Source organism: Mesorhizobium sp. AR02, assembly GCF_024746835.1.
Classification (GTDB): Bacteria; Pseudomonadota; Alphaproteobacteria; order Rhizobiales; family Rhizobiaceae; genus Mesorhizobium.
Genome location: NZ_CP080530.1, coordinates 677,303 through 697,409, shown reverse-complemented (window position 1 = coordinate 697,409; position 20,107 = coordinate 677,303). Strand labels below are relative to the sequence as shown.

Sequence of the window (20,107 nt, the reverse complement as noted above, 5' to 3'; positions counted from 1 at the left end):
CTCCATGACTTAGTCCATGCAACTTAGTCTATGCGTGCCTGACGTTCAAGTGCACCTGCCGAAGAAGGCTGAAGGCCCCGCCTTGCGGCGGAGCCCTCGCGCGAGATCCTCAGTCCCGGTTGGGGCGAGACCAGATCAGCTGCAGGCCTTCCTCGCCTTCCACCTCGATCAGGGTGGCGTAGATCGGAGCGGGGAAGCTCGGGTCGTCCAGCTTGACCGAGAGGTAGTCGCGGCCCTCGTTGGAGACCTTCTGCCAGGCGGCTCCGAGATCGACGCTACCCGAGTAGACGCGGAAGTGAGGGCCTTTGTCGGAAGGGTTCTCGACGCGGATCAGCTTGGCCTTGACGTTGAGGTTGAGGGTCTTGATGGCTCCGGAAAATCCGGAGTTGCCGTTTGAGGTGAAAGTGCCGATGGTAGCCATTTGTCGTCTCCTTGAGTTTCTCGGGCCGCGACCACCGCGACCTCGATGGCGGTCGACAGACCGGAGGCGATCGGCCCGCACCCGAAGGGCCGGAACGACAGTGAAGGGCAGCCAGGGCGAGGCTTTCTTGTTCCGCGAGGAATGATGGCGAAGCCAGCAGGGGAAGAAAGTCACGACCGGCTGTTGCAGGTTGAGAACGAGGCGAAGCGAAGCGAAGACGGCCTTCGGTCAGACCAGCCACATCGAGGACGCAGGTGGTGCGGCCTTCCATGAAACCCCGGCCAAGGACGACAGGCGAAGCCTATCGGCATGATCGCCGCAACCGCAGCCACGTTGGAGCGCCATCAAGCCCGGCCGTCCCCGTCACGCGTCATTGCAGAACGACGGCCCCGTGGCCGGAAAGACGCACCAGTCTCCTCATATCGGTCGAACGACGACGGGGCCGAGAGGCGAATCTCCAGGAGCCCGGTAATCCGCTGCTTCAAGCAGGAACGGCCGCATAGCAGTCGTCGATAGCCATCTTGGATTGGACGCCGGTACGGGCCGGCTGATCAGGCTTCGGCTCCGGGTTACCGCCCGAACAGGCGTCCGCCGCAAGGCGGGGCCTTCAGCCTGCTGTGCAGTGCCGGTGTAGCCAACGACGCTTGCCAGGCTGGACGATCACACGGCGCACATCCCTTCACATTAACAAATCGAGCTGGCCTGTGCCGTCGACAAACCGACTTCGCCAAGGGGAACGCCGGATCGGTGCAGAAAGACCTCGCCGCCGATACCGCGCAGGCCGGTGCGAGTTGCCCGGTCAACGTCGACAGCATCGGGGACATGCCTCGGCGTCATTGTCACGCATGGATCGCCAGAGGCTGTTGGCGTAGATGGGGCAGCCGATGCAGGCGCTTTTGGGCGGATTCCGAGCCATTGAGTGGCGACCGGATGCTGCAGCGAGCGCCAGCGCGTGAGGCTAACCGGCGCGGGATCGTTTCGATCCGCCGGCTGTGGTCGTGCACTGCCAGCGGGTCATGCCGATCAAGACATTGGCGCGCCGGTCGACGGTGCGGGTAGAAGCGGGAATCGATGCCCAACGCTTGCCCTCAGCGGCGTAGAGGCGATTTTCGCGCAGATTGCCGTCCGAGACGAACCGGCAAGGGGCAGCTCATTCGGCGACATAGCCAGCGCAAATGCTCGTCGACGGCGACCGGTTCCCAGCGAGCATCGGCGAATATAGCGCAATCCAAAGGCCCGAAATGACCATGTGCCGCCATCAGGGCGAGCGTGGTCGATTGCACACCTGCGCCCCAGACTCAGGACACGAAGGCGGATCAGGGAGGGCTCGGCGCCCTCCCCTTGCAAGAGCGGAGCGCGTAACATCAGGCCGCCCTCCCCAATTCTTCCGCCTGCGGCTGGAATTCGTGGAGATAATTGACCGCGCGTTGCGCGTGGGCGGCTGCCTGAAAGATCGCCCGCTTGTCGCTGCCCAGCAGGCTGGCCCAGCCCTGAATATAGGCGGCATGATCGGGCCTCGGCTCGAGCTCGGGGACGATATCGAGGTCCGCGCAGAGCATCGCAGCACCAAGCTCCACGAGCAATTCTTCGCGCGCGCGATCCGTGCGATCCTCGTGGTAGCGGCTGAGGTCCCTGTTCAGCCGCTGAGGAGCCGATGTCCAATGCAGAGTCTCGTGGGCTCTCGTAGCGACAAATGAAGCCATGTCCCGGAAGAATCCCGGTGACGGCAACTGCACATGGTCGGAAGAGGGAGAATAATAGGCCTTGTCTCCGCCATATCGCACAACCGCTCCGGTGTTGTCGAAAAAACGGTCGGCGTGCTCGATGCGCTGGACAGGATCGGCAGCAGGCTCTGGCGCCGCATGATAGTGCGGCGGCAGACCTTCAATCTGGTCGGCGCAAAACACCGTGTAGGCTTTCAGGAACGGAATGCCCCGTTCGACTTCTTCGCCATGAGCATCGGTTTCGGTCCTGGTGAAGCGGCTGGCAAAAACCACCATGGAGCCGGTCTCCCCCTTTCGGACATGACCCCCCAGTTCGACGCTCTGCTTGAAGGTTATCCACGTCGGAGAGACGAAGCCTTTCGAAGCGGCCTCCGACCACAGAAGCAAGGTATTGATGCCCTGATACGGAAGGCCATTGTGGCGTAGCGGGCGCGTGATGCGACCTTTCGCATTGCCCACGCTCCACGGCCTCACCCATGGGCGCACACCCTTTTCCAGGTCCGCGACGATGCGATCGGTGATTTTCGCGTAGATGTCGACGCGGGGCTTGCTGCTCTTCCTGTCCATTTCAAACCTCCATCCGCGGCCGCGCCAATCGCGGCCGTCACGAGGTCCGCACGCGCAGGACCGCAGGTCCGCGAACCCGCAGAGGATCGATGGGGAAGCTGAGAATCATCGCTTGCGGGCCGCAACGTCAGTGGAGGACGGCGCAGCCGTTTCGCGGCACGAGGACCGGAGCAGGACCATCATTCGTGACGGCCGCGATTGGCGCGGTCTGGGCGACAGGCCTATTTCCATCTTTGGCACACGCAAAGAGGCCGGTGCCCCCAAGGGACACCAGCCTCCGTGTGAGAGGATAGAGCGGAGCCGAAGCTCCCCCCATTGTGGGTTTAGCCAAGGGCCGCCATCTGGAGATCGGCTGCCTGACGATTGACGGTCTGGCCGGGGTTCTCGGTCTGGCGTTCGTAGGGCTTCCAGCTTTCACCAACGACGTGCTCGTAGGCGGCGACGGCGCCCTCGGCGGCCATGCGCAGGGCATGTGCCTGAAGGCCCATTTCGGCGGCGAATTCGCGCTTGCGCTGGGCCTTGCTGTCGAAGCCGACCGGACCGTCAATGTCCTCGTCGCGGGTGTCATTGGCGAGCTTGGCCGTGGCATCCTTCGCCTCGGTGACGGCCTTCGAGTAGAACTGGCCTGCTCCATAGGCCGAACCGACATGGGAGCCGACGATCCTTTGCAGGTGGATCTGCATGGCCTTTTCGGAAAGACCCTCTGAGAGCGTATCGGCGCTTTCGATCAGACTGCGCTCATGGAATTCACGGATGCCGTCGCTGTCGAGGATGGAGAGCCCGAAGCTTTCGGAAATGAGGGTGGCCTGGTGGCCATCCGGGCAGCAGAGCCGGACCATTTCGAGGGTTGTGCTCTTGCGGAGCTGGACGACGCGGGCCTTGGCTTTGGTGGAGCGGGTTGAACTGGACATGATGCGATCCTTTCTAGCGATGCCCTTCAGGTGTTTCGGCCCTTGCCGGTCTTCCCTGCGGGTGCGGTCAAAAGGAACCGGCGGAAGCTGGACGCTTCAGGGTCCGGAGCCTGCCAGGCGAGCGAGGTTGGCTTGCGGACAAGCGGGGCCAGTCCTTCACTGGCCTTGCGCGGGACGCGGGCCAGCCTTGCCGAGATCGGCGGGTTACGGCCGCTCCGCGGCGCGATAGCGGCCTTGAAGCGGACAGCCGCCGGTTCAGACCGCAGCAAACCCGCCGGGAAGACCGGCAAGGGATGAATTCTGACATCGGCATGCGGGAGGAAATGCACCGTTCAATTCCCGCCGCCACACGATCCGCCTGCCCGCTAGGCTGCGCGAGGGGCGACAGTGGTTTGAACGCCGGCTCCTGCTGGTATAGATGAGCTGCGCCGGTCCGCCGCTGCGGATCAGATCTTTGGCCTGCTCCCAGGTCGGACTGACAGCGCACTGCATTCAATCCCGAGGCGAGGGCAGCGATGACAGATCAGAACGACGACTACGTCTATGACGACGCGACAGGGGAATGGCGACCAGCGTCGGAGATGGCTGCCATTGCAGCTTCTGCCGGAAGCATCGAAGTGCGCGATGCCGCCGGCAACGTGCTCGCCGACGGCGACTCCGTCGTCCTCGTCAAGGACCCCAAGGTCAAGGGTGCCGGCCAGACCCTGAAGCAGGGCACGGTGATCAAGTCGATCCGCCTCACCGACAATCCCGAAGAAATCGACTGTCGGCATGATGCGATCAAGGGGCTGGTGTTGCGAACGGAGTTCGTCCGCAAGCGCTGACCAGGTCGCGGTATCAGGCGCGCATCAGGTCCGGTGGCAGTATGGCACGACGCGCCTCGATTGCAGCATCCTGCCTTGCAAGCTTGCGGGAGAGAGCGTCGATCTCGTGCTGCCTCTCCAGTGTGATCGCTGCAAGGTTGGCCCGATATCGTTCGAGAAACATCGCCTGCTCCAGGCCCCTCCCGCGTCGATAGCCGGCACATGAGGTCTGAGCCGCGGAATGATCGCCGTCATCCGCCTCATGATCTGCCGGTCGATCATATCGAGTTGGCACTGTGTCTGGCGCCGAGCCTCCTCCATGCGAAAGAGCTCTGCGCGGCGATCGGGGATAGACATTATGTGTCCCTCCCCTGCCAATCCGTGAAGCTCGATGACCCGCCATAGACACGGTGGCGTGCAACATCGATGACGAATCCAAAGCGGCCGACATGGTATTCGTCGGTCGCAACGAGAAAGCGACGTTCCTCCGTGCCCGGTCCGCGCTTGCCGCCAGGGGTCGCGATAACCTCGGTGAACCCGGCCTGGTGCCTGGAACGGATCGCCGACACCACGACCCAGTCATCGGTATGCTTCTCGAAAAATGCCCGCTCGTCCTTTTTCGCAGATTGGCCGGGTTCGAGCACCCTCCCGTGGATCGCCTCCCAGGCATCCGGGTACCAGTCGCGGATCGACTTTTCCGCACCAGCTTTCTCGAAGTCCGTGAAGAGCCGCGGGAAGGCTTGGGCGACGGCCGCCCAATGACAGTCCTCCTCATACCAGCCGCTATTGGCACGGAGCATGTCATGGACTTTGCGATTTCGCTCCGCCGACAGATGGAACCCGCCATGGCCTGCCGTTGAGTGAGCCACGACGCCCTCGGCATAGACGGTCGCTCCCTGCGACGTTCCCCATGGCGTGTGGGCACGGGAGTGGATCTCGCGACGTCCGAGAGCAGCGCGCTGCTGCTGGTGAAGGGCGTTCTCGTCGACATGCGCGCGAAACGCCGCCTCGTCGGCAAGCTCTCCAGAATGACCGTAGAAATCGCTGCGCGTCCATTCGGCCATGGGCCGGCGGATACGCCAGCCCGTGGCAACATAGTGCCGGCCATCGCGGGCTGGAGCCATGGCGAAGGCGTGCTGACCGACAAGGGCAACGCAAAGCCCATCGGCGCTTCTGCCAAAAGAAACTCCCGGAAAACCGGGGGTTTCGACGACATGGGTTTCAGAAGTTCGCGCAGTCATGCTGCCGTCCTCCCCTCTACAGCATCCACCGCTACGGTCTCGGCCGTGACTTGCTGCAACACCGCGTTCGGATAGCCGTGGCGAGTAAGCCATTCCTCGGCGGCCGTGCGATTGGCGGCAAGTTGGACAAGCTCCGCATCGTCGCCGGCGCGGTCGAGAACGAGAACCGTGCCGATGGCGGGTCGCTCCTTGACCGAAAACTTCAGGTCGCTGTTCACCGAAAACGTCTGGTGGACGCGCAGCACAATGGTTCCCTGACTGCCATAGTCAGCCTTGTGCAGGGTGATCGAGGCGGGCAGCGTTGTACTGCCGACGCGGGCTTCGGCCTGCTTGCGGATCAGCCGGCCGCCGCTGTTCCGGTTCTCCCAGGCGGCGAGCTTCTTGCGATGCCGCTCTGGCGGGCGTGGTGTTCCGTCGGAATAATTCACCAGCGAACCGAGTGGAACGAGGTCATAGATCAATTGAGCCGACATGATGGTCTCCGTGTTGCTCATGGTGAAAACAAAACCGCCGCCGATTAGGTCACCGGCGGCGGGAATGCGAATGGAAGGAAGAAGGCGCGCGCTGCTATTCGGCGGCCACCTTGTAAGCCTCGATCTGTCCGTCAGTGAGGTCCTCGTCCTGCGGAGCGGGGTCCTCGCCGACGTAGTCGTGCGCGGGCTCGACAACCGCATCGCCGTCGAGCTCGTCCTGGTCCTCCGGCGTGCCGTTGTCCTCAGGCTGTTCCCTGGCCTCGTTCTTCTTCAGCCAGGAGGTGAGCTTTTCCGGAGTGGGCGCAAACAGCGCCGACGGGTGGACGAAGCGGCCTTCCTTGAAGTGCTCGACCAGGGCCGCACGGGTATCCTTGACCTTCTGACGGGGCAGGACGGATGTATCCGCGCAGGCGGCTTCCAATGCCGGCCGCGACAGGCATGACAGGAAATCCTCCGTCCCCATGTTGGCCAGGAAGTTGTCGGCGGCGATGACGTCGCCGGCGACACGGGCGACAATGCCGCTGTCCGAGCGATTCTCCCTGCAGGACAGAACGTCGATCAGCAAGGACCGCACGGCAATGCGCAGCGTTTCCATGTCGAACTCGATCTTGCCGTCCTGGTCGAACAGGCGCGCGGCATGTTCGCCAAGGCCTGCGGCCCCGTAATAGGAGATGTCGCGGGCACCGGATGCCACCGTCACATTCTGGCCGGCGAAAGCGAGAACGAGCAGGGCCATCAGCGTGTCGTCCCCGATCGGTGCGCGCGACAGCGCCTCGTGCAGCGCGTCGGTGCGCAGGTCGCCGATCATCTCCATGCCTTTGCGCGTAACGTCCGGACGCGGCTTTGCCGTAACGACGATATCATCGCCATCGGCCTCAACATCAGCGCCATTCTTGCCCTTGGGCTTTTTGGCCGCCGGCATGCGGTACACGACCGATTGCACCTTGCCGTCGCGGTCGAGATACATGGCGGTGTGATCGGACTTCGACGGCTTACCGTACACACGCTCGGCCTTGGGCGGCAGCTTCGGCTCGCCCCACTGACCGGCTTCCACGATCACGCCACGCTTGGACACAGTGTTTGCCATCCACTCCTGCTGCGCGCCAAGGAAGGCCTCGACATCCGTGGTATAGCGGCTGTCCTCGTCGGCCGGAGCGAACAGATCCTCGACCCAGGCAATGCCGTAGGCCTGAGCGAGATCGTCCCCGAAGCTGGCGTCGCGCGCGCACATGCGACGCTTCGTCAGGCCCTGCGCCACGCTCCACCACGACACCTGCGGATCGGCCTTGGACGGCTTGTGCTTCTTCCAGACCTCCTTCTGCTCATCAAGCGAAGCCGACGCGATGGTGCGCAACTCCTTCTCGTTGGGCATGTCGCCCTTGGCCATCTGGTCCAACATGGCCGGCAGAACGTTGGCGAGCAGGCGCAGCTTCCTGATCTGGCGGACGGGAAGCGCCAAAGCGACGGCGATCGCTTCCTCGGTCCAGCCGAGCGCGATCAGTCGCTCAATCGCGCGCCATTGGTCGACGGGACTGAGCGATTCATGAGCGAGCGTTTCCGCTAGCGACCGCATTGCGCCACCATCCTCGGCGCGATCGATCACCAGCACGGCGATCTCTTCCAGACCGGCGGCAATCGCCTGCCGCACACGACGATGGCCGGCATCGATGACGTAGCTGTTGCCGCCATCCGTCTGCAGCGCGACGACAGGCGGCTGCACGATGCCGACGGCGCGGATGGTGGCCAGCAGCAGCGCGTCGGCCTGCGGACTGGACTTCGAGCGTCGCGCCTTGTCAGGGTTATCCTTCAGCGCACGCGGATCGACAAACTTCAGTTCCATGGAGATGCTCCTTCAAGGGGTTTGCGGACACCGCCGTTCGCTGTGTCCTTCCTCGTCTTCTTCCCGAAGACATCCCCCGGCCCGCGGAGCGGACGGGCCGGTGCAACCGCGGCCGAGCATCCCTGCCCGGCTGGCCGAGCGGGGCTCTTAGGCCCTGCGCAGGACGACGCGGCCGGGATCGCGAGCGGCGCGGTTGAGCGTCAGCGGCGCCGGCCCGCCCGATCTGCGAGCGGGCTTTATTCTTCCTCCGTTTTCCTTTCCTCATCCCTGCGACGTAGACCGGGGTATGGAGATAAGCGGAAAGTTTAGCACGGCAAACTGGAGGTTAACGTCTTTGAACCTACGGACGCCGCAAGGAGCCCTCTAGCGGCTCGAAGCTGTCGCGCTGTGATCATGAGGTCACCCATTCATGGTCAGAAGGCAGCTACGAACTCGTGCAGGACAAACGTTCCGGAAAGACGTCGACCGGCGAACTCCGAACCATCTGATGGAGGCTACCAGGCAGTCTATCTCAACCCTTCCACATCGTTGAGCGAAGCCGCGCGCCTCGAACTCTAAAAGATATCGGGCCTTAGCCAAGCATTGCCTTCCCTGATCGCAGGATAGGCGCAGATGGCCAGCCGCGCCATTTCCTCAACTCGGCTCGCTCTATCATGGTCACGGCTGTTTTCGGCCACTTCGTAGAGGACCTTGCCGAACGCCGCGTATGCTGTCTTCAATCAGCGCTCGCAGGTCGTTGGATGGTTCTCTGTCTCGGCGCGGCGGCTCCGTGGCGAGAGCCCACAAGGTTTTTGTTCTATGTTTGTTCTCTTTGAAGAGAAACCCGGCTGCTAGCGGGGACCCCGGTATTGTTCCATTTCGGGACCAAAGTGCTGGCATTGCTCTTGCTTCGGACGTGGTGCCGGTTGATCCCGGTCCTGATCGCGAACTTTGATCAGGTGTAGGCTCGCCGGGCTTGAGGTGGTTGGGGTTTCTTCGCCCGGCGAGTTCCGCCACGCTAAGAACAAAGGCCGGCGCCCTCGCCGAAGCTTATCCGAATGGCGCCGGCCACGGGCGGGATTGGGATCCGCCGCGCCTCGACATAGCTGAGTCGTTACGTAGCGTCAGGTGGTGGCGGACACTTTGGCTTTCCGCTTCGCAGGTACCTTCTTGGCTGGTGCGACGGGTTCAGCCTTGCGGCCAAGCCCGGCGGACTTCGCCAGTTGCGAGCGCTGAGCGGCGTAATTCGGAGCCGTCATCGGATAGTCGCGCGGCAAGCCCCACTTCTCGCGATAGGCGTCCGGCGTCAGACCGAAGTCCGTGCTAAGGTGTCGCTTCAGGGATTTGAACTTCTTGCCGTCTTCGAGGCAGATAATGAAGTCTGGCGTCACCGACTTCTTCGGGTTGACCGCGGGAGTTTGCGGCTCAACGACAGGCGCGATCGGCGTACCAAGCCCGGACAGAGACATGTGCACGGATGCGATTAGTTCAGGCAGGCCGGTAGCCGGTACAGGGTTCTTACTTACGTAGGCGGACACAATCTCCGCAGTAAGCTCGGCTAGTTCGGCGGCGCGGTGGTCGGATTCTTCTGTCAATGTGTCGGTCCTTTTGTCTGATTTGTCCCATCTCTATTTGAGTAATGTCCAGTACGCAACTGGGCCTGATCTATTCTAGGCCAATGATGGCGGCCGGCTTTGCGGCGCTGGGCGAGAGCGACGCCGAAGTTGACGCGTTCTTTTTGGCCGTGACTAAGCTGTAGACCAATAAAACAGGCGGCCCGTCAGCCATCCAAGTGACGGGCCGATTACATGCGGATTATATAAAATAACGGAACGTCCAACGGACAAGTACGGAACCAAGGCGGTTACGTCAGACCTTTGCTCGCATGGCGCAAGACTTTGGTCCTGCCGTCTTTTTGTGAAGAACGGAAGTTGATCGGCACGACATGGGAGCATCCGCAACGGATCGATAGCAAACTGAATTTAGGCGGCTATGGTGTGAACGCGGAAGTCGGGTCAGATCCGCTTGAAGTCCTTAAGCCCTAGGCGTATCCGCTGGCCTTCCGCGAAGGCAAGGGCGACCGATTCCAGGTCGAATGATCGGGTAAGTTCTTCGCCGTTCCCAACAACACGGACGAACCACTCGCCCATGGCCTCGACTATCTCAACGGACGTGTGGTTTGCGCCGCCTTTGGTGTCGTCCATCGCAACTGCCTCGTGTCTGGATGGGGACAAGACGAAACAATATGACTGCTCGCCTTTCAAGCGCTAAAAGGCCGGCGCCTGCTTTTGCGGGGGGCTCTGGCAGGCGCCGGCCGGACGGTCCAATCAGGTCCGCCGCGATGATCCAGTTAGCTGATTCTTGACGTGACGTCATGTGGTCTGGCTGGCCGGAGCCGTGCATGACCGAAACGTGGCATCAACATGGGTAAGCAGTTCGGCGCGCCTCCTGCATCGCCTGCACCCGAGCGGCCTTGAACCTTTGCCGCCGGTCAATGGCTGACAATGATCGGCAGCCTGTATCGAGCCTGCTATGCGGCTTCACGCCGGTCCTGGCCATCAATCGAAGACGCAAGATCGGCTTCGATTTCCGCAAGCTGCCGGCGCTTATCGGCCAGTTCACCAGAGAATCCGAACTCGCCGCCCTGACGCGAGCGATAGGAGGTGAGCCTGAGCTCGGCATCCTCAAGACGCTGGCGGTATTGTACCTGCTCGCCCTCGAAGCCGGCCAAGGCATGCTCGAGGCGAGAAATCGCACCAAGCGGCGTGGTGGTCACCGGCAGCTCGATCTCATCATTGGCGCCGGTGCGCATCAGCAGGGTGGCATAGCGGTAGCCGTCCTTGCCGAAGCGCTCGCCGGAATATTCGAAGTCGAACCCGCCGATGGAGGCGATAGTGGTTTTTCCATCCTGCTGAAGCTGCACGAGGGTCAGGATTTCCTTCATCAGCGCACGACCGGCGAGTTTGCGCTGCGTGAACGCCTCGCCCCCGACCACCATGCTGAACCCATCGCCGGTCGTCGGCACGAGCCGCTCGATATCCTTCCCGACCTCGCCGATGCGCCGGGTCGAATATTCGATATCGCGCTCGGCATCGCGGATCTGCCGCCGAACGGCGTGCTCGTCATCAATGTGGGCCGCGCGAAGGCGCTCCAAACGAGCAATGTCTGCCTCCAGACCTGCCTTCTGCATCAGACGCGGATCGCCCGAGGCGATCGCCTTGGCCATCGCGAACTGGCTGGCCTGCCCCTCACCCATATCCTCCAACCGCCGAATGGACATGTCTCCGGACAGGGCGGCCGCGATGAACCGGGCCTTGCGCTCATTGTTCTGCCACATCTGGGCATCCATCGATCCTTCCGTGGCGTAGGCGAAGATATCGATGGCTTCGTGCTGGTTGCCCTGCCGCAGGATACGGCCTTCGCGCTGCTCGATCTGGGAGGGAAGCCACGGCACATCGAGATGATGCAGCGCCTTGAGGCGGAGCTGCGCGTTGACGCCGGTGCCCATCGTGTCGGAGGAGCCGATCAGGAACCGGATTTTTCCAGCCCGCACATCACCGAACAGGCGTTGCTTGGCCTCCGACTTCCTGAAATCCTGCATGAAGGCAATTTCCGATGCCGGAACGCCCCTGCGGATCAGCTCGTCGCGAATCCAGCGATAGGCCGAGAAGCCTCTGGTTTTCTCGACGCTGATCGTGCCGAGATCGGAAAAAATCATCTGCGCTGCGCCCGGAAGCTCGAACGGCTTGCCGTCGGCGCGGACATAGCTGCTTACCGCTGTTTCTTGCCAGATACGGAAGGCATTACCGATCAGGTCGTTGAGCTTGTTGTCCGGCTCATTGTCATTGTCCGGATCGACCAGGCGCAGGTCGATAGCAGCGTGCCGGCCATCGGTGATAACCGAGAGCAGGATGTCGTCACCAGGTTCTGCCGGACGGTCGCGTTCCTCGATGGCCTTGATGCGGGCGTCGAGCACCGTCTGGTAGCGCTTGAAGGCCGCGGACGGCTTGGCGGTGATGATCTGACGTGCGCCGGTCGAAAGCGTCGGCACCTTCACATATTCCCGAAGGTCTTGCGGCATCACCACATCCGCGAAGGAGCGGAACATGGCGATCAGCTCCGGCACGTTGACGAAGGTGGCGAAGCGCGTCACCGGCTTGTATTTGCCGGATGGCTGCAATTCGAGTTCAGTCGTGACGTCGCCGAAGGTCGAAGCCCAGGCGTCGAACTCGTGCAGGCCGCGCTGAAGCAGCGCCTCGTAACCGAGATAGCGCTGCACCGAGAACATCTCGCCAAGCGTATTGGTGATCGGCGTGCCGGAGGCGAGCACGAGCGCCCGGCCCGGGTTCTTGGTCTCGATGAAGCGGGACTTCACATAGAGATCCCAGGCCCGCTGCGAGCCGTTCGGATCGACGCCCTTGAGCGTCGACATGTTGGTGGCGAAGCTGAGCTTCCTGAACTCCTGGGCTTCATCGACGATGATCTGGTCGACGCCGATCTCGGAGATGGTGAGCAGGTCGTCCTTGCGGGTCGCCAGCGCCTCCAGCCGTTCCTTGAGCCCCTCCTTCAGCCGCTCAAGGCGCTTGCGCGAGACGCGGTCGTCGCTGTCGACCTTGGTCAGCAGCGTCTCGTAGAGTTCCAGCTCGTCCTGGATTATCTGTTGCTCGAATGCCGACGGTACGCCGATGAAGCGGAAGGCGCTGTGCGTGATGATGATCGCGTCCCAAGTGGCGGTCGCCGCACGCGACAGGAAGCGATGTCGCTTGGCTAAAGAAAAATTCGTCTCATCGGCCACGAGGATTCGCGCGGTCGGATAGAGCGCCAGAAATTCGCGGGCCGCCTGTGCAAGGCAATGGCCGGGAACGACCAACATGGCCTTGGCGATCAGGCCAAGCCGGCGCTGCTCCATGACGCCCCCGGCAATCGTCATGGTCTTGCCGGCGCCGACGGCGTGGGCGAGGTAGGTCGAGCCGGCCGAGACGATGCGCCAGATGCCGCGCTTTTGGTGCCCATAAAGAGAAAAGGCGCCGGAGGCGCCTGGAAGCTGCAGGTGATCCCCGTTGAATCTTCGGGGGGCGATGTTGTTGAAGCGGTCATTATAGACCCGCGCCAGCCGGTCGGTGCGGTCGGGATCGGACCAGATCCACCTCTGGAAAGCGGTCTTGATCTTCTGCAGCTTTTCCTTGGCGGCTTCCGTATCCACAACATTGAGCACGCGCTTTTCAACAGGACCCTCCTTCACCGTATCGAAGATCTGCGGCACCCGGCTGTTCAGTGCGTCGGCTATGAGCTCGCCGGCATGACGGCGATCGGTGCCCCATTCGGACGTGCCGGCCGCCATCCATCCGAATTGCCGCGCCTCTACGGTCCACGATGCCATCTCCGGCATATGATGGATCCTGATCTCGGCACCCATCGTCTCCTTGACGAAGGCGACGACATCGGCGGCGGGGATCCATGGTGCGCCAAGACGGGCGGTAATATCGGAAGGCCGAAGATCGGCCGGCTGAACCTCGACCAGGGCACGGACATTGCGCTCGAAGACGGGGTCGAGTGCGGCAGCGGCTTTTGCGGCCTTGAGCTTGTCGCGGACCTGACCGGAGAGATAGGCGTCGGCCGTTGGCCAGGAACCGGTCTCCGGATCGCGGTAGATGGCGTCGCCGAGTTCGCCAACGACGTCATCGACATCCTCATGCAGCAGCTCGGCGATGTGATCGATGTCAACATGGCCGCGTTCGTTGAGCACGACGGCAAGCGCATCGGCGGCACTTGTGATGATGGGTGCCGCGGGCGGCGCGATGACGCGCTCGGTGAAAATCGGACCCGGCTGGGCGGTGTTGGTTTCGAGATCGTAGTCTTCGATGGAGGCGACCAGCCAGCAATCGGGATCGTCGAGGAAGGGCTGCAGGTTCGGCCGGCGATGCACTTCGCGGACCTCACCGGTCTCGGCGTCCTCGCTGGTGGAAACGACGGTCGTGTTGATCGGGCCGAAGTCGCGCACAAAATTCGACCAGGCGATGCGCAGCCTGACTTGGGCCGGCTTCCAGGGCCGATCGAACTCCTGGCCCTTCAGGACTTCACGCACGGCATCACGGATGGGGATCAATTTGCGGAGGATGCGCGCGTGCTTTTCCGGCACGCCTTCGCTCGCCCTACCCTTGCGCACGGTGATGGTTACAGCAGCGCCATCGATCATCTGGACGAGGGCCGTGTTTTTCGCGACGAAGAAACTGCCCTCGCGCACGCCGGCGCCTGCCGGCAGGGCATCGACGATATCGGCACTGGGCTCGGCGTCATGATCAATTTCGTCCGGCTCGCCGTCATAAATTTCTTCCGGAAGGAGGGAGATCGCTGCGGTGAGCGCCCGCTCCAGATCGACACCGGGATGGGGCAGGCAGGAATAGGCCTCGCCGTAAGGCCCCGAGATCGTGGCATGCGTGCCGAGCACGAAATCCGGGTGGCGCGCGAACCAGCGGTTGACGCGGATGGCGCCTTCATCCTGCGTCGCCTGGCGGACTTCCTCGATGTCGAGCCAGGACAGATCACCTTCGGGCTCGGTGACCTTGCGCTTGCGGAAAAAGAGGATGTCGACCACGACGTCCGTGCCGGCGTCCGTTCGGAAACTGCCTTCGGGCAAGCGCATGGCGGCAATCAGGTCAGCCGTTTTCGCAATGTGTTGGCGCGCGGTGCTGTCTGCCTTGTCCATCGTGCCCGAACTGGTGACGAAGGCGGCAAGAGCCCCTGGCTTCAGCAGATCGACCGACCGGGCAATGAAGTAGTCATGCAGCCGCAATCCCATCGACCGATACGCCCGATCGGAGCGCACGGTTCGATCCGAAAACGGCGGATTGCCGATCGCAAGATCGAAATGTGCAGGCAGGTCGGTGCACAAGAAATCACCATTCACGATACGGGCACGAGGCTGCACCAGCCTGGCAATGCGCGCCGTGACGGGATCGATCTCGACACCGGTGACATGGCTCACGCTCCGTCGGTCTTCGGGCATCAGCGCCGGGAACAGGCCCGTGCCAATGCCGGGCTCGAGCACACGGCCCCCGCGCCAGCCGAGACGCTGCAATCCCGCCCAGATTGCCCGAATGACGAACTCCGGCGTAAAATGCGCGTACTGCGTGCAGCGCCCGAGCGAAACATATTCCTGGCCCGTCACCGCATCCTGCAGCTCCAATCCTATTTCGTCCCAGCCCTTCCGGAACCCGTTCTCGCCCGGGCGGCGGAACACGGCATTTGCAAGGTCGGATGCACCGAAGCCGGTGAACCGGATCAGCCGAGCCTGTTCTTCCACTGTCGCGGGACGATCCGCTGCCTCGATATCGGCAGCGAGACGGATCGCAGCGAGATTGTCGCGGGCGCGTTGTTTCCAGCCACGGGCCAGCCCACGGTCGCTTACGAGAAAGAAGTTCTCCCCTCGAGCCGCACATGTGTCTACCCGTGGGAAACCGGGAGCAGTTTGGGGACCGGTCTTCGGCTCTGGTTCGACAGGAGCCGGCGAAGGATCGTCGCCGAAGGCGGTGACGCCAAGACCGAGGCCTGACGAGAGTGCAGTATTTCCGAAGAGATCGAGCGTGAAGGGGTCGTCGTTGGACATTGAGATAGTTCCTTGCGAGAAGCCGCGCGCAAACCTCCGACCGAGCGGATCGGCCGGAGGACCGGCGGCACGGGTTGGAGGGATCAGCGGCTAATCAGCGAGAGGGAGATGTCGCTCTCGCTGAGCTGCACGTTGAGGTGCGTTGCGCGAAAATTCCGGTCGAAGAGCGGGGTCAGCCGGTCGGCCTCGATGAATTCGATGCCGTCATCGCCGCCGAAATGCCGGCGCTTGTAGTCCCACCAGTCGGGATTGCCGACAGGGTGGCATTGTTCCGAATAGACGACGAGCGCGCGGGCGCCCTCGGCGAGTTTGCCGTTGGACAATAGGTAGACACCCTCGTCGCCGACGAGCCAGAGGCCGGGCCGCTCGCCCTCGCCAGGCTTCGTCCCATAGTAAGGATTGCGGAAGCCGCCATTGGCGGCGGCATCGGCAATGCCGCGATCGATCACCTTGCGAACTGCAAGAATGGGAAAAGTGAACATCGCCCCACCTCACGCCGCCGCCTGGATCGGGAGATGGCGCAGATGCACCGGCAGCTTGGCCGCGATCTCATCATCAGTCAGCTCGTCGAGCAGCTTCAGCATGGTGCCCTGCCGGCCGCCATAACAGAGCACCGTGCGCTTACCGCGATGCTCCGGCAGCCAGCGGTCCCCGGCATAGCCACGGTAATCGTCGTCCGTGGCGCTCCAGATATGCTCCAGCCGCTCTTCGCGCGTCATCGCCTTCACCGGCCAGGACTCGCGCTCGACGATGGCATCGCGCATTTCGGCAGGCGATTGCGCGACATTCAGGTCGCAATAGGCATGATAGTAACGCGTTCTGCCGTCGATGCGCAGCGTGTAGAAGACGCTGGTGATGCTGTCGGCAAGGAACTCGCGTAGCGCGAACATATCGCCTCGCATCCAGAGCGGTGGCAGGATCTCCAGCATGTAGTCGTGCTCGACGCGGCCTACTCCAAACCACTCCCCGCTATAAAGAGATCCGGCATCGACGTGATCACGGTTCGGGCGCTGTGCATGGCGGTCGAATAAACGGAACATCTGCCGGCGGTCGGCAATGCCCTGGTAGACTTTACGGATGGGAGAAAAGGGGTTCATCGGCGGGCTCCTTCAGCCTCGTCGGGCTGAGCGCGCAGCACCCTCGTGGATGCCCATCATCTTCAGCCCTTCATGACCCCTCCCCTGCGGCCGCCTCTCCGTCCGGGCGGGTCAAGGGCCGGCGCAGCCGGGCGAAGCTTCACCCTTGCACGCGACCGGCGGGCATGCGGCAGCCGGGTTTCCCCTCCCTTTCTCCCTTCTTGCCCTCCCCAATTTGGCGGTGCGAACCGGCTGTCATGCCCGCGCGGGCGCACCCTTTCGAGTTGACATGACCATGGCAAAGCCGGGCCGGCGATCCTCAAGCCTGCGGCGGCGGTTGAGTGATCGGCATCGTCAGGCGGATGCAGCGTCCTGCAACATCGCGTTCCAGTCTTCGGCCAGCGGCTTCAGCCGCTCAAAGTCGCAGGCGACCTCGCCGGCAAGCTCACGCAGCCTCGAGACGAATGCCTCGCCCTGCGGGTTGGCGTCGGTGGCCGCTACAAGCCGCGTGTTCGGCCTCCCCGCCAACAGGCGAAGACCGGCGTCCGTCGCCGGCGACCAGCCGCCGCCGGTGCTGGCATACAGCGTGTCGCGCCGGATCCGTTCGATCGCGGCCAGGCTCATGGCGTCGATCGCCGCTTCGGTGACGCAGATGCGGGTGGCTGCCACCGTCCCCAACCGGAACAACACCTTGCCGCCTCCGGCCGCAAAACCACGCCATTGCGGGCCGCGCTCCTCCCAGCCGGTGACGATATCGGCCAAGTCGCTGTGGGCGGCCCACATGCTGCCGCGCGGGCCTTCCCTCAGAACGTTCTGACCGATCGCGGTTCGGATGACCTGTTCGGGAATTTGCCGCTCATCGCGCAGATAGCGCCAGGTCGCCGACCCGCGCCACGGCTTGCGTCGCGCCGCCCATCGTTGCGGGACGGACTGGTCGGGTTCGGTCTCGCGGGACTGCCGTTTCCATTCGGGCTCGCTCGGCACGAATCCCACAAGAGATGCTACCTGCACGAAGGCTTCCAGGAAATCGCCGCCGTCCAGATGCTGCACCAGCGAATAGACATCGCCCTTTGCATCCGACAACGGGTCGAACCATCCCTTGCCGTCATGGATGACGATGATGATATCGTCGCCACGGCGGTATTTGACCGCCTTGCGGGTGCTTTCCTTGAGGTCGACCGCGAAGCCGCCCGTCTCCAGCACGGCCGCACAGCCGACCCGGCCGCGCAGCTCTTCTATATCAGCCTTTTCCATTCTTCTCTCCCGGCAGCCTTCCGGCCGGCCTTTCTCCAAGTCTATCTCTTCCACACAATTCGCGGAACACTCCGCGACCGCCGCGAAGAGCAAAGGGCGCAAGGGCGCGGCTTCCGCCGCGGCGCAGCCTCCCTTGCGGCCTGCCGCTCGCAAGCGGCACGCCGTGGCATAGAGGGCCGGTTCAATGAACCGGCCGACCTCCTGTGTATGGGCAGTATTCGGCGATCGCGTCGACTTCGTCGCCGTCGAGGTCTTCGGCAGGAAGGACGCCGTATTCGTTGTCATCGACCTTGAACAGGATGACCGGCGTCATCAGGATTCGAGCGAGGTTCCAGGCGTGGCTCTGAGCGAGGCTGAGTTCGTGCGACATTTGTTTGGCTCCTTGGTCGCGGGGACCATTCCCCGCTCGACAGGCGCCCGTCGGGTCCAGCCGGGACCGCGATCATCGCGATGGCGAAGCCATGAGCGACGGCACGCTTTGCGTAGTCCGACCCCGCAGCGGGTTGATCGGCAAGGTCCGGGCTGGAACAAGGGAATTAAGCCGAAAGAGCGGGAAATGGGCTCTGCACAGGAGCCACGTCACTCGGCACGAAACCTCGCGGATTCATGCCTGCGGCGTTTGCAGCTGACTTACGCCGGCTTCATGAAGGTCTAGGCGACGAACCGTTCTTCCTGTCCCGACGATGGCGCCGGGATAGTGGCGTCCGCAGAAAGAACCCCATCCAGGGAACACCATGATCGGGCTGACCGCCGATAGCGTTGTCGCCTAGGATTGGCGGTGAAGGAAGCTGCCGAAGCCGCGTATCCAGGTCCTTGTAGGCATCGATGTGGAGTCTGGAAAGGCGACCGGAGTAATACTGCACGCCCATCGTCGGTACTGATCAAGTGAGGGACGTGCTGGATTTCATAAGCAACACGATGATTATTGCCGCAGTATGCTGCGAATGTTTTTGGCCCGAATGGCCGCCGCGGCCTCAGCAGCAACCTTCGCCATGAAACGTCGCGTGAACTGGCCTACCGGAACGATGGACTCCAAAGCCCATGAGGTCGCGAGGTCATCGACATTGAATTCGCCCACGATGACCCAGGCCGGCGTATAGAGTTTTGCCCTCTTCGCCTCAGTCTCCGGGATCTCGACGCAACGCCGGTCAGGTCCCGGAGCCTTACTCGTGATGGGAAAAAGCAGAGGCCGCGTGCGGCCATCCTTGCCTGCGACGATTACCTTCACGCAAGTCGGCCGAGCCTTTCGGCCCCCCTCTTCACCGCATCGAATTCGCGCGCCCACAAGTAGGAATAGAGAATGACGTGGCCGTGTTCAGGCTCGGTCATTCTCCACTGTCCCTCAAGGTGACGGCGTCCAGGCCAGCGAGAATTTCGTCACGCTCGGCTCCCCTGAGGTCTTCGACACGATACGCCCGCTGTGCGCTTCGTCCCGACAATCGATCGAACTGTTCAGCGGTCAGGAGCACAAATTTGCGCTTACCGCGCTTTGTGATCTCGACAGGCCCTCGGTATGCCGCCTCGACCACCTCGCCGGATTTATTGCCGAGGTCGGTTAGCGTAAAGCTGGTCATCCTAGCTCTCCATCTTTACCGCTAAAACAGGAAGTCGTCGAAGGCATGCAGTTCGACCGCGGGTACCAGTCGCCCTACTTCGTCACCAACGCCGACAAGATGGTTGCCGAACTCGAGGACGTCTACATCCTCCTGCACGAGAAGAAGCTCTCCAACCTCCAGGCCATGCTGCCGGTTCTCGAAGCCGTCGTGCAGACCTCGAAGCCGCTGCTGATCATCTCGGAAGACGTCGAAGGCGAGGCCCTGGCCACGCTGGTCGTCAACAAGCTGCGTGGCGGCCTGAAGATCGCCGCCGTCAAGGCACCGGGCTTGGGTGATCGCCGCAAGGCCATGCTGGAAGACATCGCCATCCTCACCGGTGGCCAGGTCATCTCGGAAGACCTCGGCATCAAGCTCGAGAACGTTGGCCTCAACATGCTCGGCCGCGCCAAGAAGGTGTCGATCTCCAAGGAGAACACCACCATCGTCGACGGTGCCGGCAAGAAGGCCGAGATCCAGGGCCGCGTTGCCCAGATCAAGCAGCAGATCGAGGAGACCACCTCGGGCTGATTTCTGTATCGTCTATCCGCCTATACGCAGTGACGGCCCCAGCCGCCAGCGGTCGAAGATGCGCGACAAATCGTGTGCAATTCATGTTG

At 62.7% G+C, this 20,107-nt stretch carries 16 protein-coding genes and 2 pseudogenes; 2 read left to right on the top strand and 16 right to left on the bottom strand.

Going from position 1 to position 20,107, the window contains the following annotated elements:
- Nucleotides 1-109: 109 nt before the first annotated feature.
- The 3 genes from DBIPINDM_RS03190 to DBIPINDM_RS03175 form a co-directional block, all read right to left on the bottom strand.
- A complete protein-coding gene (locus DBIPINDM_RS03190) occupies nucleotides 110-421 on the bottom strand; it encodes a DUF736 domain-containing protein (protein WP_027054589.1) in 312 nt (103 codons plus the stop codon).
- A 1,364-nt stretch (nucleotides 422-1,785) separates the two neighbouring features.
- Nucleotides 1,786-2,712 carry an ArdC family protein gene (locus DBIPINDM_RS03180; RefSeq protein ID WP_258580727.1) on the bottom strand — a complete coding sequence of 309 codons (927 nt, stop codon included), beginning with the start codon at nucleotides 2,710-2,712 and terminating at the stop codon, nucleotides 1,786-1,788.
- A gap of 323 nt (nucleotides 2,713-3,035) precedes the next feature.
- Complete coding sequence (locus DBIPINDM_RS03175; protein ID WP_258580726.1) at nucleotides 3,036-3,623, bottom strand: hypothetical protein; 588 nt, start codon at nucleotides 3,621-3,623, stop codon at nucleotides 3,036-3,038.
- A 515-nt stretch (nucleotides 3,624-4,138) separates the two neighbouring features.
- Between DBIPINDM_RS03175 and DBIPINDM_RS03170 the strand changes: the two genes are divergently transcribed.
- Nucleotides 4,139-4,447: an alkylphosphonate utilization protein gene (locus DBIPINDM_RS03170; protein WP_258580725.1), complete on the top strand. Its 309-nt coding sequence runs from the start codon at nucleotides 4,139-4,141 to the stop codon at nucleotides 4,445-4,447.
- A 13-nt stretch (nucleotides 4,448-4,460) separates the two neighbouring features.
- Here DBIPINDM_RS03170 and DBIPINDM_RS03165 read toward each other — a convergent pair.
- The 13 genes and pseudogenes from DBIPINDM_RS03165 to DBIPINDM_RS03105 form a co-directional block, all read right to left on the bottom strand.
- Nucleotides 4,461-4,783 (bottom strand): annotated as a pseudogene (locus DBIPINDM_RS03165) (hypothetical protein).
- Nucleotides 4,783-5,667 (bottom strand): DUF7007 domain-containing protein, encoded by an 885-nt coding sequence (locus DBIPINDM_RS03160; RefSeq protein WP_258580724.1) that lies wholly within the window; start codon nucleotides 5,665-5,667, stop codon nucleotides 4,783-4,785. Before DBIPINDM_RS03160 ends, DBIPINDM_RS03165 begins: the two are co-directional and overlap by 1 nt.
- Nucleotides 5,664-6,140, bottom strand: coding sequence for a hypothetical protein (locus DBIPINDM_RS03155; RefSeq protein ID WP_258580723.1), 477 nt, complete (start codon nucleotides 6,138-6,140; stop codon nucleotides 5,664-5,666). The genes DBIPINDM_RS03160 and DBIPINDM_RS03155 overlap by 4 nt, the downstream gene beginning before the upstream one ends.
- A 94-nt stretch (nucleotides 6,141-6,234) precedes the next feature.
- Nucleotides 6,235-7,980 (bottom strand): ParB N-terminal domain-containing protein, encoded by a 1,746-nt coding sequence (locus tag DBIPINDM_RS03150; RefSeq protein ID WP_258580722.1) that lies wholly within the window; start codon nucleotides 7,978-7,980, stop codon nucleotides 6,235-6,237.
- 1,103 nt (nucleotides 7,981-9,083) lie between these two features.
- Nucleotides 9,084-9,554, bottom strand: coding sequence for a MucR family transcriptional regulator (locus DBIPINDM_RS03145; RefSeq protein ID WP_258580721.1), 471 nt, complete (start codon nucleotides 9,552-9,554; stop codon nucleotides 9,084-9,086).
- A 420-nt stretch (nucleotides 9,555-9,974) separates the two neighbouring features.
- Complete coding sequence (locus DBIPINDM_RS03140) at nucleotides 9,975-10,163, bottom strand: hypothetical protein (RefSeq protein WP_006205775.1); 189 nt, start codon at nucleotides 10,161-10,163, stop codon at nucleotides 9,975-9,977.
- Nucleotides 10,164-10,489: 326 nt separating this feature from the next.
- The gene (locus DBIPINDM_RS03135; protein ID WP_258580720.1) at nucleotides 10,490-15,565 is read right to left on the bottom strand and encodes a helicase-related protein; all 5,076 of its coding nucleotides are present in this window, start codon (nucleotides 15,563-15,565) and stop codon (nucleotides 10,490-10,492) included.
- An 83-nt stretch (nucleotides 15,566-15,648) separates the two neighbouring features.
- Nucleotides 15,649-16,047, bottom strand: a complete 399-nt coding sequence (locus DBIPINDM_RS03130; protein WP_258580719.1) for a DUF3085 domain-containing protein — start codon at nucleotides 16,045-16,047, stop codon at nucleotides 15,649-15,651.
- Between the two features lie 9 nt (nucleotides 16,048-16,056).
- Complete coding sequence (locus DBIPINDM_RS03125) at nucleotides 16,057-16,662, bottom strand: DUF1419 domain-containing protein (RefSeq protein ID WP_258580718.1); 606 nt, start codon at nucleotides 16,660-16,662, stop codon at nucleotides 16,057-16,059.
- A gap of 333 nt (nucleotides 16,663-16,995) precedes the next feature.
- Entirely contained in the window at nucleotides 16,996-17,895 is a 900-nt protein-coding gene (locus DBIPINDM_RS03120) for a DUF3991 and toprim domain-containing protein (protein ID WP_258580717.1), read from the bottom strand.
- A 181-nt stretch (nucleotides 17,896-18,076) separates the two neighbouring features.
- Complete coding sequence (locus DBIPINDM_RS03115) at nucleotides 18,077-18,265, bottom strand: hypothetical protein (RefSeq protein WP_258580716.1); 189 nt, start codon at nucleotides 18,263-18,265, stop codon at nucleotides 18,077-18,079.
- A gap of 552 nt (nucleotides 18,266-18,817) precedes the next feature.
- Nucleotides 18,818-19,123: a hypothetical protein gene (locus DBIPINDM_RS03110; RefSeq protein WP_258580715.1), complete on the bottom strand. Its 306-nt coding sequence runs from the start codon at nucleotides 19,121-19,123 to the stop codon at nucleotides 18,818-18,820.
- 97 nt (nucleotides 19,124-19,220) lie between these two features.
- The gene (locus DBIPINDM_RS03105; protein WP_258580714.1) at nucleotides 19,221-19,469 is read right to left on the bottom strand and encodes a type II toxin-antitoxin system Phd/YefM family antitoxin; all 249 of its coding nucleotides are present in this window, start codon (nucleotides 19,467-19,469) and stop codon (nucleotides 19,221-19,223) included.
- 30 nt (nucleotides 19,470-19,499) lie between these two features.
- Here DBIPINDM_RS03105 and groEL point away from each other — a divergent pair.
- Nucleotides 19,500-20,012, top strand: a pseudogene (groEL, locus tag DBIPINDM_RS03100) (chaperonin GroEL); the annotation flags it as partial.
- Nucleotides 20,013-20,107 lie beyond the last annotated feature (95 nt).